The following is a 17,574-nucleotide window of genomic DNA, read 5'->3' as shown; positions in this document are numbered from 1 at the left end:
AAAATATTTTTCAACGCACGAAAAAGATTTTGAAATTATCTGGCGGGCTTTATCGCCCTTTCCGGACAGATCTGAGTGCAGACGCCACATCCCGCACAGAGCGTCTCATCGATCCACACATTCTCGCCATCATACACTATCGCCGGACAGGCAAACTGACTGACGCACTTCAGGCATTTCACGCAGTCCTCTGTAACCTCGAACGGCCTTATTCTGACTCCCTTCCTCTTTCTCTCCCTGTTCCACAGAATTGCACAGAGCTGCCTTGCAACGACAACAGCCACGCCATCATGCTCCATTGCCGATTTTATTGCGTTCTCCATTTTCCTGATGTTGTAGGGGTTAACAACCTCCACAAACTCGACCCCGACTGCCCTTGCAACGTCCTCTATTCTGACCCTATGACCCTCTTCACCGCATCCCCTCACATCCATACCGGGGTGAGGTTGATGTCCGGTCATGGCCGTTGTGGAGTTGTCAAGAACGACGAACACAACATTCGCCCTGTTGTAAACTGCATTCACAAGGGCGGGGAGGGATGCGTGGAAAAATGTTGAATCTCCCGCAGTCGCAATCACTTTGTTCTTAACAACCCTGCTGAGCCCGTTTGATATTCCAAAGCCTCCTCCCATGCAGAGTGTGATGTCCACAGCTTCAAAGGGCCTGTTAACGCCGAGGGTGTAGCATCCGATATCGCTCGGCAGAGCCTCCTCACCCGCAACCTCCTTGATTGCATAGTAGCTTGCTGCGTGAGGGCAGCCAGGACAGAAAACCGGTGGTCTGAGTGGAGCCATCTGGTTTGCGGATTTTGCCTTTTCAATCACCTCATCATAGCAAACAGATGCTGACTCGTCCAGCATCATGGCAATTCCCTTCTCGACAGTGTGCACTGTGTATTCATAATGCATCGGGAAGTGCCCGTTTTTCTTGCCGTAAATCTCCACCCCGTATTCTCCCGCGATGGCCCTCACCTGCATCTCAACAAATGGATCGAGCTCTTCGACAATGGCAACACCGTCCAGATTCGATATGAAGTCCTCAACAAGCTTTTCGGGGAGAGGGTTTGTTGTCGATAGCTTGAGGAGAGGCAAATCCTTCTCGAGCCTATTCAGGGCTTCCTTGGTATATCTGTAAGCTATACCGCTCGCTATGACGCCTTTGTCAGAATCTCCGCCTTCTATCCAGTTCAGCTCCGATTTTTCAAAATACTCCCTTACTTTTTCAATTTTTTCAAGAAGAACCAGCTTCTGCCTTCTTGCATTCCCTGGGACTAGGACATCTGTTGGTGGATTTCTCTTCCACTCAGCCTTTTCAAGTTTTTTCTCCGGAATTTTTCCAAGCTCGACGACACCACTTCCGTGGTTTAATCTGGTCACAGTCCTGAATATCACGGGAACTCCAAACTTTTCGGAGATTTCAAACGCCTTCCCGACATAATCCTTTGCTTCCTGTGGAGAAGTTGGCTCAACTACAGGTATTTTCGCGGCAATCCCGTACCACCTGTTGTCCTGTTCGTTCTGGCTTGAGTGCATTGACGGATCGTCAGCAGAGATGCAGACGAAACCGCCTCTCGCACCCATGTACGCAAAGCTGAAAAGAGCATCTGCTGCAACATTAACTCCAACATGCTTCATCCCGCACATTCCCCTTTTTCCGGCAAGTGATGCTCCGACAGCAACCTCAAAAGCAACCTTTTCATTCACAGAATATTCGAGGTAGAAGTCCATTTTTCCCTTAAGCAACCTGCAGGCCTGACTCAGAGTATCAACAATTTCCGAGGATGGTGTACCGGGATATGCAGAATAGATGTCGATTCCCGCCTCAATTGCACCTCTGGCAATGGCTTCGTTCCCGAGCAAAAATACCTTCTCTCCAGGAGCGTCAAGAACAACCTCCTTAAGCATGTAATAACATTGTTCAGTGGACATTTAAATAATTTTTGATGTTGTAAAGAATAAAGGGGTCAAAGAATAACTTCAGTAAAATTAAAATATTAGAAAATTTAAATTTGGAAAGATGAATGTGGTCAACATTCTTCTGGTAGGTGTGGGAGGCCAGGGCATTCTCACGACTTCCGGCATACTTGCCAGATCGGCTCTTAAGGCAGGATTGAACGTTGTTACTGCAGAAACCCACGGAATGGCTCAGCGTGGGGGGAGTGTTGAGGTCCATGTCAGAATTGGAGACGCTGAATCACCCCTCATTCCAATCGGCTCTGCCCACTATCTCATTGCTCTCGAACCGTCTGAGGCTCTGAGATACATCCAGTATGCGAACAGGGACACGACGCTAATTGTGAACGACAGGCCGATTATACCTCCATCAGTCTCCCAGGGAATCTCCAGCTACCCGGACATCAAAAAAACGTACGAAAAACTGAAGGAATATTCGGAACGAATCGAACTTGTTCCGGCATCGAAAATAGCCGAGGAGGTCGCTGGCACGGTTCAGGCAACTAATGTTGTGGTACTGGGGATGCTTTCCAAGCTTGCAGACCTCCCATTCTCCTACGAAATAATAGAGAGAGCCATGAAGGACGTTCTGCCGGAAAGGCTCCATGAGGCAAATGTAAAGGCTCTGAAGGCAGGATATGATTATTTTTCGTGAGGGGTGAGACTGTGGAGGTTAAAAAAATTGCAGTTCTCGGGGCAGGAGCGATGGGCCATGCCATTGCGGAACTCTGTGCGATTTCAGGATACGAGGTCACAATCAGGGATATAAAGGAGGAAATTCTGGAGAGGGCCTATGAAAAAATAAAATCCGGTCTTGAGAGAGATCGGAAGAAGGGCAGACTGAAAGAGGAAGTAGATTCCGTCCTGTCAAGAATAAAAACCACGACTGACGTTGAGTCTGCGGTTAAGGATGCGGATCTGATAATTGAAGCAATTCCCGAAATTATCGAACTCAAGAGCCAGGTATTTCAGGAAGTGGAGAAGTACTGTAGAGATGATGCGATTATCGCAACAAACACCTCTTCCCTCAGCATCACGCAGCTCTCAGAGTTTCTGAACAAAAAAGACAGATTTGTCGGACTTCACTTTTTCAACCCGCCAAAGATAATGAGGCTTGTGGAAATAGTCTATGGAAAATACACCAGCGAAGAAACCATAAAAACCGTCGAAGAGGTTTCAAAGAGGCTCAACAGAGTGATCATTCACGTAAGAAAGGATGTTCCGGGTTTTGTCGTCAACAGGATTTTTGTTACGATGGCAAACGAGGCTGCATGGGCGCTTGAAAACGGAGAAGGAACGGTTGAAGAAATCGATTCTGCCGTCAAGTACAGAATGGGCCTCCCGATGGGTCTCTTTGAGCTCCACGATCTTCTCGGTGGAGGGTGCATTGACGTCAGCTATCACGTTCTCGAATACTACAGAGAAACACTCGGAGAATCATACCGCCCGGCACCTCCGTTCGAAAGGCTGTTCAATGCAGGACATCTGGGTAAAAAGTCAGGAAAGGGCTTTTACGACTGGAGCGAGGGGAAAACCAATGAGGTTCCCCTGAGGGCTGGAAAGGATTTCGATATCCTGAGGCTACTTGCTCCCGCCGTAAACGAGGCTGCATGGCTCATCGAAAAGGGTGTCGCCACTCCAGAGGAGATAGACCTCGGAGTTCTGTATGGCCTAAATTATCCGAGAGGTCTTCTGAGAATGGCAGATGATGCGGGTTTGGACGCCATTCTGAAAAAGCTTGAAGACCTCTATTCCAGATACGGTGAGGAGAGATACAGGCCAAATCCAGTCATTGTGAAGCTCGTTGAGGAGGGTAAAACAGGCAGAAAATCTGGAGAGGGATTCTTCAAATACGGGCCATTCATGTATGAGTTCGTAAAAGTAGACATAGACAGAGAGAGAAAGATAGGATTCATAAAGCTAAACAGACCCCAGAGGGCAAACGCCCTGAATCCGACGTTTCTTGACGAGATATGCTCGGCTCTGGACATTTTGGAAAAGGATAATGATGTGAGGTGCATAGTCATCACCGGCGAGGGTAGAAACTTCTGCGCCGGGGCGGATATGTCAGTATTTGCGAGTGGCAGGGCTGAGGACATGATGGAATTCAGCGAGAAGGGACACAGGACGTTCACAAAAATTGAGACCCTTTCCAAGCCAGTCATAGCTGCAATCAATGGCCCAGCGATGGGCGGAGGTTTCGAGCTTGCACTCGCATGTGATCTCAGGGTTGTGAGCAAAAAAGCCGTGCTTGCGTTGCCTGAGCTTAACCTCGGTCTCTTCCCGGGATGGGGCGGAACACAGAGGCTGGTTTACATCGTGGGGATGTCAAGGGCAAAACAGGCGATACTGATGAAGGAGCCAATCGATGCAGATAGAGCTTACGAGTGGGGGATTGCCAACTACGTTGCCGAGCCTGAGGCGTTCACAGACAAGGTTATGGAGGTTGCCGAAAAAATTGCTGAAGGTCCTCCGCTTGCATACAAACTCGTGAAGAGGGTGATGTACTACGGCAACCAGGATCACCTGAGGACGGGGCTGTATCTGGAGGCAGCCTCCGGTGGAAACGTTGCGGTCAGCGAGGACATAGCCGAGGGTATTCAGGCGTTCATGTACAGAAGGAAACCGAACTTCAGGGGGAGATGATCGGGATGAGAGAAGTCGCCATTGTGGGGGCAGGAATAACCAGATTCGGCGTAAGAGAGGCGAGCTGGAGGGATCTCGTCCAGGAGGCAGGTAAGGCTGTTTTCGACGATGTGCCGAATCTGGACAGAAAAGACATTGATTCGCTGTTCGTCGGTGCGGCACAGCCTGAAAGGTGGGTCTTTCAGACCCATGTGGCACCATACGTCGCCGAACTTCTTGGAATTAACGTTAGCAGGGTGATCTCAAGAACTGAAGTGGCATGCGCAAGCGGTCAGGCCGCCATAAGATACGCATGGCTTGCGGTTGCAACAGGTTTGAGCGACATCGCCATGGTTGTCGGCGTAGAGAAGATGAACTCGAAATTCATGAGCGTTTCACAATCGAGTATGATCAATGTCGGAAACAGGGAGTTCGATGGAGTTAACGGTTTTACCGCACCACCATTTTTCGCAATGGTTGCCCAGAGGCACATGCACGAGTTTGGCACAACGAGCGAGCAGCTGGCAATGATCAGGGTCAAGAATTCATATTATGGGGCAAGAAACCCCTACGCCCAGTTCCAGAAGGAGGTTACGGTAGAGAAGGTCCTCGGGTCCAGAATGGTCGCCCCGCCATTAACACTCTTTGACTGCAGTGCGATAACTGACGGTGCCTGTGCGCTCATTCTTGCCAGTGAGGAAAGGGCAAGAGAGTTCACGGATACTCCGGTGTGGATACTTGGTGGAGTTCAGCACGTTGATTCAGCCCATACAACCAACCAGTTTGGAGACCTGAGTCACTGGGTTGGGTTGAGGAAGGCTGCAAACGACCTCTACTCCATGCTCAAAATATCTCCCGAGGACATAGACATGGCTGAGGTTCATGACTGCTTTACCATAAGCGAAATTCTCGAATATGAGGAGCTTGGTTTCTGCAGGAAAGGAGAGGGCGGAAAGTTCATAGAGGAGGGAGAGAGCTACATTGGAGGCAAGGTTGCTGTAAATCCAGGTGGGGGTCTGCTTTCGAATGGGCACCCTCTCGGAGCCACGGGAGTCAGGCAGGCCTGGGAGATGGTCATGCAGTTCAGGGGAGATGTGCCGAAGGAGAGGTACGTTGACGGTGCAGAGCTTGGAATCGCCCACAACCTGAGCGGGATGGCGCAGCTTCACCACATAATGGCCTACAGCATAAATAAACGAAAAGATCTAAAGTAGGAGGTGGGAAAATGACATCACACACCAGAAGGAAATTGAGGCTCCCCGACCAGATTCCTCTGAACCCCCTTCTCGACCTGTGGGATCAGCAGGAACCGGAAGGGCCGGATGCAACACGCATATATGAATTTTACAGGTCTCTTGCCGATGGAAAGCTCGTAACAACGAAGTGCATGACATGCGGAAGGGTTCACTTCCCCCCACTGATTGTCTGCCCCAACTGCAACGGCGAAGACCTTGAGTGGGTCGAAATTCCAGAAGAGGGAGAGCTTTACGCATTCACCGAGCTCAAACTCGGGGCACCGATTATTGTTGAGGATTACGCACCTTTCGTCATTGCCGTTGCAAGATTCGGAGACTATCCGGAAAACGGTGTGCAGATAAGCGGCATGATGTTCGACATTGGCTACGAGGATCTTGAAATAGGGGAGAGGGTAAGATGGGAGATCATGGAAATAGAAGGTCCGGGAGATAAGAAGAGATACTGGTACTGCTTCACGAAGGTTTAACCCACTTCCATTTTTATACTGCAACGAAATTCATTGAGAGGAATGCAAGATGTATGCTGTGCACCTCAGGACTCTTTTCAACCCGAAAACCGTGGCTGTTGCCGGGGCTACAGACAATGAGGAGAAAATGGGTTATCACGTAATGAAGAGTCTCGTTGAAAGCTTTGATGGCGAGATATACCCTTTAAATCCGGGAAAAAATCAGGTTTTTGGCATGACTGCATACTCCAGAGTTGGAGATCTCCCGGTAACTCCGGATCTTGCTATAATTGTGATTCCGCGAGAAAAAATACGTGATGTTCTGGGGGAATTTCTGGACAGGGGTACAAGGGCCTTTGTAATAATAACCTCAGGATTCAGGGAGGCAGAGATACCGGATGGAGGAAAACTGCATGAGGAACTCAAAAGTCTTGTGGAAAAAGAAAATGCAGTGGTCATAGGCCCGAACACCTTTGGTATTGTAAACGTCAGGAGCAGGCTGAATGCGAGCTTTACGCCTGCCCTGTTTAAAGTAAAAAGCGGAAATATTGCTCTCGTAAGCCAGAGCGGAGGAATATGCCACCTGATCGCACCCTATGCGATGAAAGAAGGCATAGGTTTCAGCAAGATAATTGGTCTTGGAAACCGGCTGAATGTGGACTTTCCCGAAATGCTGGAATACCTTGCCGGAGATGATGACACGGATTGCATTGCCCTTTACATAGAAGGCACGGAAAACCCGAGAAAAATGCTGGAAAAAATCTACGAAATCTGCAGATCAAAACCGGTGGTTGCAATGAAGAGCGGAAGGTTCAGAAAGGCTGACAGAGCATCGAAGTCGCACACGGGATCCATGGCAGGAGACTACAGAATTTTCGTTTCCGCTTTAAAACAGTACGGCGCAGTTGTTGCCGAAACGCTTGAAGAGCTGGTATCGTTCGCCAAAGCTCTGTCAATGCAGAAACCCGTGTTCGGTGATAGAGTTGCAGTTGTATCTCTTGTTGCAGGGCTCGGAATGGTTGCGTGTGATACAGTTGAAAAATGTGGTATGAAGCTGGCCAGATTTTCTGAAGACACGAGACACCAGCTCTTTGAGCTGCTCCCACCTTACACGATACGGGACAACCCCGTCGATCTGGGTTTTGTGGCCAACGATGTGGACCTGTGCGGGAAGGTGATAGAGCTAATCGCAGAGGATGAAAACGTGGATGGTATTGTCCTGAACTACATATACTCCTGGTCTGGAGAATTTCTCAAAGTTCCGGTGAACAGCATCGTCAGAGCGGCAAGGCAAAAGCCAATGACGGTCTGCCTGAATTATCCTCCGGGCACATGGAATGACGTCAGAGAGAGAATAGAAGAGGGTGGTGTGCCGGTGTATTCAACGCCAGAGATTGCCGTGAAAAGCATCTGGGCGCTCAGAAATTACGGCAGAATTTTGCTCAGAGAATGATCCTCGCATCGACCGCCAGAATTTCATCACCGTTTGCAACAAGCGGATTTATGTCTGCCTCCTTCACATCCTCCTCGATAACCAGCCTTTCAAATTTTTTTGCAACGTCATAAAGCTTTTCCCTGCCGAATTCAAAGTTTCTGAAGCCTTCAGATACGGCGGAGAGTTTTGTCTCATCGACCATCTCGTCGAAATCAGATTTTTTTACGGGAATCAGCCTGAAAGATATGTCTTCGAAGAGTCCGGCAAACACACCCCCTGTCCCGAGGGCAAGAACGTGTCCGAAAAGCCCGTCCTTCTTTGCCCCGAGAAAAATCTCAAATCCGCTTACCATTCTCTGAATGCCCACCTCACATCCGAGCTTATCAAGTGCCTGAATGACTTCATCCACAGATTTCAGACCCTTAAACACACCCAGCTCGGTTTTATGCCCACCAGTATTTGGCTTGACCACGCAGGGAAAATACAGGCTGTCAGCAATCCTCAAAACATCCCTTTTCGATGATACGAAAATTGTCTCCACAACCGGAATACCGTATTTCCCGAGCAGGGAAAGAGATTCTTTCAGATCGAGAACTTTCATAGGCTGCAAAAAATTGTGAAAAGTTCCTGATTTAACCCCTCTTTCCGTACATGTACTCAATCGACTTAACAACGTTGGTGATAACCCTGTTTGCCGGGACACTTACACCAAGCCTCTCTCCTTCTGCAACGATTGCTCCGTTAAGCGTGTCGATCTCGGTTTTCCTTTTCGCCTCGACATCCTGCAGCATGGAAACCTTGTTGTCCTTGGTTCCGGCAAAGGCCTGGTAAACAAATTCGGCTATGTTTTCCATCTCCTCAAAGTAAATGCCTCTCGCCTTCGCAACGGCCACGACCTCTTCGGCCAGCATCTTAATCAACTCCTTGCTGTTTTCGCAGGCAAGAGCTTCAACACTCGTCATTCCGGTTATTGCCGCCACGGGATTGCATGCAACGTTCGCAACAAGCTTCTTCCAGATGATTGGCTCAATGTCATCCACAACCAGAATCTCCTCTCCCGTCTTTCTCAGCTCCTCAACCACCCAGTTAAACCTCTCGTCCGGATTCTTGTCGTACTTGCCTATGGTCAGAAGAGGCCCGTAACCTCCAACATACCTGATGACGTTTGGAGAGACCGGCATGCCACTGTGGGCAGTAATTCCCGCAATAACTTTGTCCTTGCCAACGATGTTCGAAATGATGTCATGCACAAGTCCGTTCTGGACTGACAGAACCATTGTGTCCTTTCCGATCATGGGCAGGGCATTCTTTGTTGCCGGTTCGGTCGCATAGCCCTTGACAGATATCTGAACAAGATCAACCTCGCCAACCTCTGCCGGGTCAGATGTCACATGGACGTTATCAACGTGCACCTCTTTCCCATCCGGCATTATTATCGAGTAGCCTTCCTTTCTGTAAAGCTCGACCTTCTCCTTCACCACCTCGATCAGTGTAACCTCGTGCGTCCTGCCAAATATGTACGCAAAAATGCTCCCGATAACTCCGGCCCCCACTATGGCAATCCTCATGTTTAATTGTTATTTTACAAATTTAAAAATTATTCGGTTAAATTTTGACAATGTTTGACACAAAGACACATTGATGTTACAAAGTTAGACAGACATCCCGGACAAAAAAACAGAAAATAGAAGTAGCTCAGCTCTTTCCCCGCACCGTCTCGAGAAACTCTTCGCTCTCCATTACCTGAAAAGCTGGCAGACCCTTAAACCGGTTAACAATGAATTCGTGAACATCCCTTGTGTGGGACGCACAGCAATCACTCAGCAGAATTACTCTGAAGTCGTTGCTTATGGCATCAAAAGCCGTGGAAAGAACGCAGACGTGCGTGTTTATTCCTGCGAGGGCCACAGTATCCACACCCATCTCCCTGAGGGTAATATCAAGGTCCGTTCTGAAAAAAGCACTGAATCTTCGTTTTTCCACGACAATATCTTCATCTCTGACTTCCAGCTCGTCAATTACCTCCACTTCCTTCGTTCCCCTCACCGCATGTTTCTTCATGAAGTTGAAGAGCCAGTCGTTCTCGGGATAGCTGTCGTTTGCAAAAATTATGGGAATTGAAAGACTCCTCAGCTCATCTATCACATGCCTGACTCTGGGAATTATTTGCAGATGTTCTTCATTAAAAAAGGGTTCGTTACCCTTTATCAGATCAATGACCACGAGTGCTGGCTTCAATGCTATCAGACCCTTCTCTTGTCCACAACTCTCTTGGCCTTTCCTTCGAACCTCGGCAGGGTTTCAGGTTCAACAATCTCAACGGCAGGGGTTACATTAAGGTAGCTCCTGAGAGTCTCCTGAACCTTCCGGGCGAGTTCATCGAACGCTATCTTGCCCACATACTCCGGATTTATCTCCACCTGAACCTTCATCAGGTCAAGTCCGTTCTCATCCCTTTCAAGTATGATCATGTAGTGTTCGCTGACCTCCTTAACCTGCATGAGAGCATACTCCACATGGCTCGGGAAGACGTTGACCCCCCTCACGATGAACATGTCGTCTGCCCTTCCGGTAATCCTGTCAATTCTCGGATGCCACCTTCCACAGTTGCATTTCTCATAGATTATGCTGGTTATGTCTCCCGTCCTCCACCTTATCATCGGAAGCCCTTCCTTTCCGAGGACTGTAACTACGAGCTCGCCTTTCTCCCCCTCTCCGAGCTGCTCTCCTGTTTTCGGATCGATGACCTCTATCAGGAAGATATCTCCCCAGAAGTGTATTCCGGCCTTTTCGTGGCATTCACTCACAACAGGTCCGCTTATTTCTGATGTGCCGTAGATGTTTATGGCATCAATTCCCGATTTGTTCTCAATCCTCTTTCTGGTTTCCTCACTCCATGGCTCTGCTCCAAAAACACCCATTCTCAGCTTCGTGTCCTCTTTAAGATCAACGCCCATCTTCAAGGCGTATTCTGTCAGGTAAATCATGTAGCTGGGAGTGCAGCATATCACCGTAGAGCCCAAATCCTTCATAAGTTCAATCTGCCTCTGGGTGTTTCCCGACGATGACGGAATTACAGTTGCCCCAATCTTCTCCCCGGCGTAATGGAATCCAAGGCCTCCTGTGAAGAGCCCATACCCATAGGCGTTCTGAATTATGTCCTCTTTTCTTATGCCTGCAGAGTACAGCCCCCTCGCAAGGCTCTCGCTCCAGAGTTCGAGGTCGTCGGCAGTGTATCCGGTAACGGTGGGTTTTCCGGTTGTCCCGCTCGAGGCATGGATTCTCAGAATTTTCGAGAGCGGTACTGCAAACATGCCATAGGGATAGCTGTCCCTCAAATCCTGCTTTTTAACAAATGGCAGTTTCGTAACGTCATCCACGCTCCTGATATCATCCGGCTTTATCCCGGCGCTGTCATACAGCTCCCTGTAAAACGGAGAATAGCTGTAGGCGTAATGCACCGTGTTTCTCAACAACCTTCCCTGCATCTCCCTGATCTCGTCAGGGCCCATCTTTTCTATAACTGGGTTCCAGTACATCCAACCACCCCAACAATATTAACCATTAACCATGAAAATTACACAGTAAATCGTATAAATAACTTTCTGTTAAGTTTGTAAAGTTAATTGAGGCCAAAATTTTAATTCGTAAATTAACCGGGAATTCTGAAAAATGTCCACCTGAATTCAACGCTTTGTGGAAGATTTTCCAGCCTTTCTTTAACCAGTTTCAGTCGCTCACCGTATTCAATTCCTGGAAAGAGTGCGTTTGACATTGCAGGAACAGAATAAAAATCAATTATCAGACCTTTTCCGGCTCTGTAATCAACCACATCTATTTCCCCGCCAAGTTCCAGAACCGAAGATGCTATCTGGCTGGAGGGATAAACCTCCCTGTGTCTCAGGCCAAGTTCCGCAAGAGCATCACGTCCAGAATGATAGACGCCTGAGAACAGACTGCCGGCGACAGTGCCACCACTCCTCACAACCCGCATAGCCTCCTCAAGCGCTTTGCCTGCATCAGGTATCAGGAAAATCGAAGCGTTGAAAAAAACGGCATCAAAGCTGTTATCCCTGAAGGGCAGATTTGCGCCATCTCCCTGCACTACATGACTCATGAGCGTCCTCGCCTTTTCAAGCATTATTCTCGAAATGTCCAGCCCAACAACATCGCAATCATCCAGAACCCGGGCAATAACTCCGGTTCCGCATCCCACATCAAGGCACGATTCAAAAGCACAATCTGAAAACTCCACCAGATCAGAGGCGAGTCCGGTGAAAAATTCGTGCTTTTCTTCAAAAATGTGGTACGTTTCTCCGCTCAGGTCAAAGTTTCTCATCACCACCCGTTTAACCCTGCCCGCCTTATCTCCTCCAGAGATTGCAGGAATCACAATGATCTCATCCTCGTCCCGGACTTTAATCGAATTCATCTCATCTTTCTTTACGAGAACCCCATTGAGGGAGAAGTTGTACGCCCCGATGTCATCAATCTCTCCTTTAAGCTCTGGATACCTTTCGGAAACAATTTTCAGGGCCTCATTGAGAGTAATCTCCCTGCCCAACCAGATTTCAATGACCTCTCCGTACCTCCTCTTCAGCGGTCCGATCAGCCTGATCTTCATATCACATCTCTCTTTCAATCAGAGCCTTAATGTAGTTTTTCGATGCCAGTCTTAATTCTTCCGAATTTATCTCTTCTGGACTCAAATATCTGACCGCTCCTGTCGAGCAGAACTTAACACACACCGGATCGCCATCACAGAGATCGCACTTGATGGGCTTTCCTGTTTCAGGATTCAGGAAATTTGCACCGAGAGGGCAGACAACTATGCACCTCCTGCACCCTATGCATTTCTCGTAGTCAATTATCTTTGCCCCATTCTCATCCACGTAGATCGCCTCGACCCTGCATGAATTCATGCAGGGGGCATCAATGCACTGCATGCAAACCACCGGAATCTCTATCCCCTCGAATACATCCCTTATTACCCTGATTCTCGACTTCTGGTAGCCAACGACTCCGTCGTGTTTCAGGGAGCATGCGATCTCGCACTCCCTGCATCCGGTGCACAGCTCCGGGAACACCATGAGGTATTTCTCAGAGGTCATCTACAACACCTCCAGCATCGAGTAATCCGGCTCAGCTATGCCGAGCCGTTCGAGCGTTTCCTTCTTTGGAACCCCGTTCTCATCCCATCCGTGCTGTCTGTAGTATTCCTCCAGCATCATCTCGTACTTCTCTCTATCAAGTTTCCTGCCCTTCATGAACGGCAGACCCCTCTTTGTCTCCTCTCTGAAATACCTCTCGGGCGGATAGTCGTCCTTCCTGCTGAATCCGTTCAGAACATTGAACATTCTTTCAGTGGTATAATTTCTCTCGCCGATCTCCATCAGTTCTTCCCTTGTCAACCTGATTCCTGTTGCGTATTCTATCAAAGGCACGTAATCCTCAAACCTCGGAGAATTTGCGGAGTTAAAGACAGTCTGGAACTTGCAGATTCCGAGACTGTCAACAACGTTGTAGAGCAGTTCATGCCACCACACCATTATCCCCTTGGTCTCGTAGGCGGTGAAATCGCTAACAATTCTGTGCCCGTATATCTTCTCGAGAGTTTCCTCAGGAAGCTGGAAGAGGTCGATTCCAGGTCTGCTCCTCAAATGGTCTGCTCCTCTCGTGGACGTTGCTATCCCGAGAGCGAAGCTCGGTATTCCCCTTTCGTCCGTCAGCAGGTTTGGATGCCCTTTCGTCTGGTTGGCATAGTAAAGAGACTCCTTCCCGATTTTTTCAGAAGCTTTGAGCATTCCATCAGCGAGAACGTTCCCTATATTCTGCCTCTCGACGATCATTCTCGCAAGGTCGAGAACTGCATTTTCATTGCCCCACTCAAGTCTCAAACCGCCTGTGTCATTCTCGGTTATAAAGCCCCTCTGGAAAAGCTCAAACGCCCATGCAACCGTCGTTCCGAGAGAGATCAAATCGACTCCCCACCTGTTTGCCATTTCATTGCACTTTATGACAAACTCCCAGTCGTAAACGCCCACTCCCGTTCCGAATGCACCTATGGCAGCGTATTCCGGTCCTTCAGTCACAACCCCTCTGTATCTGCCCTCTCTGATTTTCACCCTGTGCCTGCAGTGAACGCTGCATCCAATGCATGCAACCATTTTAACACTGTATTTTTCGAGATTTTCTGCTTCAAGTGGTTTTCCGTCCTCTCCAGGGGTGTTGTACTGCCAGTTCAGCGTGCCAATAAACCCCGTGGTATAGGACACATCATAAAGCAGAGGAGTGCCGAGACGTCCGAGGGTTTTCGCCCACTTGGTGTTTCTCGCCCGCCTGTCCACCTCAAGAGAGTAGTCAAGAAGTTTTTCGGGATCATGAACCTCCAGATCAATGTCCCCGCTCGCCACGATTGCCTTGAGGTTCTTTGACCCCATGACTGCTCCGGTGCCACTCCTCCCTCCGGCATTCTTTATCCCGTTCATCACGTTGGCGAAAGCAACGAGGTTCTCTCCCGCCCTGCCTATCACCATGCTCTCTGCTCTGTCATCACCCACCTCTTCCCGGATAGCCTTCTGGACCGTGTGCGTATCAAGGCCCCAGAGATGTTCAGCACTCCGGATTTCGATTCCGCCGTCCTTAACGAGAATGTAAGTGGGTTTCTCAGCCTTTCCAACAATGAGAAGGTGATCAAAGCCCGCAAGCCTTAGCTGTGGCCCGAACGCGCCACCCATGTTGGAATCCCCAACACCACCTGTCATGGGGTTTTTTGTGGAAATCTGTGTCCTTCCGGCTCCGAGCGCCGGAAATCCTGTCAGCAAACCTGCACCGATGGCAAGAACATTTTCAGGTGAAAATGGATCAATATCAGGACGGATAGAATTGTAGAGATAGTACCAGTTAAGCCCCCTCCCTCCAAGATGTTTTTTTCTCAGCTCAACGGGGATTTCTCTAACCAGAACCTTATTTTTGTTCAGATCGATGATGCCCAGCTTTCTGTTCAGAACCATAAAAACACCTCATTCTGCCTTACCCTGAACCTTGGGTTGTTCGGGATCCATCCAGCTTATCCTCCATTTAGTCCCGCAGTAGGGACATTCCGCAGTATCTGCACCTCTTTCAACCTCAAACCTGTGTCTGCAGTTCAGGCATCTTGTCGAAGGCGCCATACTACTCCCCTCACAGAAAAATTTTGAAAAAGCCGGTTAAGATTACCCGACTGTTGTGTACCCTCCGCTTATGCTGATCACCTGTCCGGTTATGTATTCTGACTCGTCGAGAGCGAAGAAGATAACACCATTTGCGATGTCCTCGGGCTTTCCGAGTCTCCCTCTGGGATACGCCTTAACGAGCTTTTCCTCTCCGCCGACACTTTTCAGGAAGCCCTCAACCCCCGGAGTTTTCGTCACGCCAGCCGCAACGCAGTTGACCGTTATATTCCGCCTGGCAACCTCTTTCGCGAGGGCCTTGCTGAACCCTATCACCGCTGCCTTCGCTCCGGAGTAAACCGCCAGATAGGGTTCTCCGATCCTCCCTGCATCACTCACGATGTTGATTATCCTGCCGTACCTCTTCTCAAGCATACCTCCCAGAAAGGCGTGGGTGCAGTTCAGCGTACCGTAGTAGCATATTCTGATATCCTTCTCCCAGTCTTCAGGAGTTGTGTCTATGAACTTCTTGATCGTCCAGAACCCCGCATTGTTCACCAGGATGTCAACCGTCCCGAGTTCTCTTTTAACGTATTCCGCCATCTCAGAAACTTCAGAATAGCTCGTGACGTCTGCCCTGTAGCCGAGAGTTTTTACACCATACATCTCGGCCAGTTCCTTGGCTGTTCTATTCGCATCCTCTTCATTTATATCATTGATCACAACATTCGCACCTTCTCTGGCAAATGCCTCGGCTATCGCCCTTCCTATACCTCTACCTGCCCCGGTTACCAGCACAACCCGGTCCTTAAACCTCATTCTATCACCAGATATTACATTGTAAACACACTTTAAAAATTTAATGTTTAATTCGTAAAATAACGCTGGTCAAATTGAGAGCAATGTAACAATTATCTCGGTGAGCGCCTTCAAAATCCTGTGCTCGGTAATAATTCCCACAATCTTTCCATTATCCTCAACATAAAGCTGCTTGACGTTGTCAGAAACAAACTTGATCATCGCATCTCTCAGACTCATGTCCGCCGGAATCGTTTTCAGCGGTGTTGACATTATCTCCCCAACCCTGATCTCTGCAGGATCCTTCCGCTTCATCAGCACCTTTCTGACGACCGTGCCTTCCGTTATCAGGCCAATCTCCTTTCCGCTGTCATCGACCACAACCGCACATTTCACGCCCTTTTCAATCATCTTCTCCATTGCCGAAAGCACATTCTCGTTCTCCCCGACCTTCGTTACCTCTTCATTCATCACATCTCTAACCTTCAGCATAACAGGCAACCCCATCACCCCGTTTTACAGCTCAAAATAATGCTTCTCGAGATCGACCATCTCCTCCGCCTTCCCCTCACTCACTATCTCGCCCTTGACGAGGACGCTGACCCTGTCAGCAAGCTGAAGCGCCAGATGGACGTTCTGCTCAACGAGAAGTATGGATATCTCTGTCTCCTCCCTTATCCTTTTCAGTGCCTCCATAATTTTCCCGAGAATTATCGGTGCAAGCCCCATCGATGGTTCATCAAGCAGAAGGAGCTCGGGATTGGACATCAGCGCCCTGCCGATTGCGACCATCTGCTGCTCCCCACCACTCATGTTTTTAACAACATTATTCTTCAGCTCCTTTATTCTCGGGAATAGATCATAAACGAATTCAAGCTGTTCCTTGGCATTTCCGTTTCCCGCTCCAAGCAGGAGGTTGTCCTCCACCGTCATATCCGGAAAGAGTTTTCTGCCCTCCGGACACACTCCCATGCCAAGCCTGATCCTTCTGTAGGGTTTCAGAGAGGAGATTTCCCTATCCTTGAAGAGTATCTCACCCTCAGTCCTCACCATGCCACATATCGAATTGAGCAGGGTCGTTTTTCCCGCTCCGTTGGGTCCGAGGACTGCAAGTGTCTCGCCCTTATCCACATGCAGCGAGACGTCGTGAAGCACGTGTGCCTTTCCGTAAAATGAATTCAGATTTCTGACCTCAAGCAACCGCATACCCATCACCGAGATATGCTTCAATAACCTTCACGTCGTTCACAACTTCATCCGGCTTACCTTCACAAAGCAGTATGCCATAGTTCAGCACCAGAACTCTTTCCACGTGGCTGAATAGCTCCTTGAGCTTGTGTTCAATAATGACCATCGTTACTCCCCGTTCCTTCAGGTGGTCTATTACCGCATGAAGCTCTGCACACTCTTTCGGACTTAAGCCCGAAAACGGTTCATCGAGAAGCAGAAGTTTGGGTTTTGTTGTCAGTGAAAGACCTATATTCAGCTTTCTCAGATCGCCCTGGGAGAGGTTCTTTGCAACCATGTTCCTCTTGCCCCACAAACCCAGTTCCTTCATGATACCTTCATAGTCTCCACCAACCGCCTGGAAATTCTCCTCCACGGTCATGTTCCTGAATGCCCTTATAATCTGAAACGTCCTTACAAGTCCAAGCTTCACAAGCTCGCTCGGCCTCTTTCCGGTAATGTCCTTCCCGTCAAAGAACACTCTCCCTTCTGTAGGCCTCATATGACCCGAAATAACATTGAAGAGCGTTGTTTTTCCTGCTCCATTTGGGCCAATTATACCCAGACATTCTCTGTCAAACACTTCGAATGAAATATTTTCCAGTGCAACGAGTTCACCGAATTTTTTCTTAACATTTTCAACTTTGAGTAGGGGTTTCATCGAATGTTGTATTTGCCCACGAA

The 17,574-nt window shown here is 48.8% G+C and carries 18 protein-coding genes; 5 read left to right on the top strand and 13 right to left on the bottom strand.

What is annotated here, in order from left to right:
• Positions 1-35: 35 nt before the first annotated feature.
• On the bottom strand, positions 36-1,904 hold the full coding sequence (gene iorA, locus LPQ35_RS10405; RefSeq protein ID WP_193807135.1) for an indolepyruvate ferredoxin oxidoreductase subunit alpha: 1,869 nt from the start codon (positions 1,902-1,904) through the stop codon (positions 36-38).
• Positions 1,905-2,016: 112 nt separating this feature from the next.
• On the opposite strand from iorA, the gene LPQ35_RS10400 reads away from it, so the two are divergent.
• From LPQ35_RS10400 to LPQ35_RS10380, 5 genes are read left to right on the top strand one after another with little or no spacing between them, the layout of a single operon-like run.
• Positions 2,017-2,607, top strand: a complete 591-nt coding sequence (locus LPQ35_RS10400) for a 2-oxoacid:acceptor oxidoreductase family protein (RefSeq protein ID WP_193807136.1) — start codon at positions 2,017-2,019, stop codon at positions 2,605-2,607.
• Between the two features lie 11 nt (positions 2,608-2,618).
• Positions 2,619-4,598, top strand: a complete 1,980-nt coding sequence (locus tag LPQ35_RS10395; protein ID WP_193807138.1) for a 3-hydroxyacyl-CoA dehydrogenase NAD-binding domain-containing protein — start codon at positions 2,619-2,621, stop codon at positions 4,596-4,598.
• Positions 4,595-5,791, top strand: coding sequence for a thiolase domain-containing protein (locus LPQ35_RS10390; RefSeq protein WP_193807140.1), 1,197 nt, complete (start codon positions 4,595-4,597; stop codon positions 5,789-5,791). The genes LPQ35_RS10395 and LPQ35_RS10390 overlap by 4 nt, the downstream gene beginning before the upstream one ends.
• An 11-nt stretch (positions 5,792-5,802) precedes the next feature.
• Positions 5,803-6,300 (top strand): zinc ribbon domain-containing protein, encoded by a 498-nt coding sequence (locus LPQ35_RS10385; RefSeq protein WP_193807142.1) that lies wholly within the window; start codon positions 5,803-5,805, stop codon positions 6,298-6,300.
• A gap of 49 nt (positions 6,301-6,349) precedes the next feature.
• Positions 6,350-7,732, top strand: a complete 1,383-nt coding sequence (locus tag LPQ35_RS10380; RefSeq protein ID WP_193807144.1) for a CoA-binding protein — start codon at positions 6,350-6,352, stop codon at positions 7,730-7,732.
• On the opposite strand, the gene LPQ35_RS10375 is transcribed toward LPQ35_RS10380, so the two are convergent.
• From LPQ35_RS10375 to LPQ35_RS10320, 12 genes are all read right to left on the bottom strand, one after another.
• On the bottom strand, positions 7,722-8,315 hold the full coding sequence (locus LPQ35_RS10375) for an acetate--CoA ligase family protein (RefSeq protein WP_193807147.1): 594 nt from the start codon (positions 8,313-8,315) through the stop codon (positions 7,722-7,724). The genes LPQ35_RS10380 and LPQ35_RS10375 overlap by 11 nt on opposite strands.
• Before the next feature lie 31 nt (positions 8,316-8,346).
• On the bottom strand, positions 8,347-9,282 hold the full coding sequence (locus tag LPQ35_RS10370; protein ID WP_193807149.1) for a 2-dehydropantoate 2-reductase: 936 nt from the start codon (positions 9,280-9,282) through the stop codon (positions 8,347-8,349).
• Positions 9,283-9,409: 127 nt separating this feature from the next.
• On the bottom strand, positions 9,410-9,952 hold the full coding sequence (locus tag LPQ35_RS10365) for an isochorismatase family protein (RefSeq protein WP_193807151.1): 543 nt from the start codon (positions 9,950-9,952) through the stop codon (positions 9,410-9,412).
• 5 nt (positions 9,953-9,957) lie between these two features.
• Positions 9,958-11,253, bottom strand: a complete 1,296-nt coding sequence (locus tag LPQ35_RS10360) for an AMP-binding protein (RefSeq protein WP_193807153.1) — start codon at positions 11,251-11,253, stop codon at positions 9,958-9,960.
• 113 nt (positions 11,254-11,366) lie between these two features.
• Entirely contained in the window at positions 11,367-12,338 is a 972-nt protein-coding gene (locus tag LPQ35_RS10355) for a methyltransferase domain-containing protein (protein ID WP_193807155.1), read from the bottom strand.
• Position 12,339: 1 nt separating this feature from the next.
• Positions 12,340-12,825, bottom strand: coding sequence for a 4Fe-4S dicluster domain-containing protein (locus LPQ35_RS10350; RefSeq protein ID WP_193807156.1), 486 nt, complete (start codon positions 12,823-12,825; stop codon positions 12,340-12,342).
• Positions 12,826-14,727, bottom strand: coding sequence for an aldehyde ferredoxin oxidoreductase C-terminal domain-containing protein (locus tag LPQ35_RS10345; RefSeq protein WP_193807157.1), 1,902 nt, complete (start codon positions 14,725-14,727; stop codon positions 12,826-12,828). It lies immediately after the preceding gene.
• 9 nt (positions 14,728-14,736) lie between these two features.
• Positions 14,737-14,886 (bottom strand): hypothetical protein, encoded by a 150-nt coding sequence (locus LPQ35_RS10340; protein ID WP_193807158.1) that lies wholly within the window; start codon positions 14,884-14,886, stop codon positions 14,737-14,739.
• Positions 14,887-14,928: 42 nt separating this feature from the next.
• Complete coding sequence (locus LPQ35_RS10335; RefSeq protein ID WP_193807159.1) at positions 14,929-15,684, bottom strand: glucose 1-dehydrogenase; 756 nt, start codon at positions 15,682-15,684, stop codon at positions 14,929-14,931.
• Between the two features lie 69 nt (positions 15,685-15,753).
• Positions 15,754-16,155, bottom strand: a complete 402-nt coding sequence (locus LPQ35_RS10330; protein WP_193807160.1) for a CBS domain-containing protein — start codon at positions 16,153-16,155, stop codon at positions 15,754-15,756.
• Positions 16,156-16,179: 24 nt separating this feature from the next.
• Positions 16,180-16,869 carry an ATP-binding cassette domain-containing protein gene (locus LPQ35_RS10325; RefSeq protein ID WP_193807161.1) on the bottom strand — a complete coding sequence of 230 codons (690 nt, stop codon included), beginning with the start codon at positions 16,867-16,869 and terminating at the stop codon, positions 16,180-16,182.
• Positions 16,856-17,551 (bottom strand): ATP-binding cassette domain-containing protein, encoded by a 696-nt coding sequence (locus LPQ35_RS10320; protein WP_193807163.1) that lies wholly within the window; start codon positions 17,549-17,551, stop codon positions 16,856-16,858. Before LPQ35_RS10320 ends, LPQ35_RS10325 begins: the two co-directional genes overlap by 14 nt.
• Positions 17,552-17,574: the final 23 nt, after the last annotated feature.

It is taken from the genome of Geoglobus acetivorans, from assembly GCF_039641995.1.
In the GTDB taxonomy this organism is placed as follows: domain Archaea; phylum Halobacteriota; class Archaeoglobi; order Archaeoglobales; family Archaeoglobaceae; genus Geoglobus; species Geoglobus acetivorans.
This window is presented reverse-complemented; position numbering and strand designations above follow the sequence as displayed.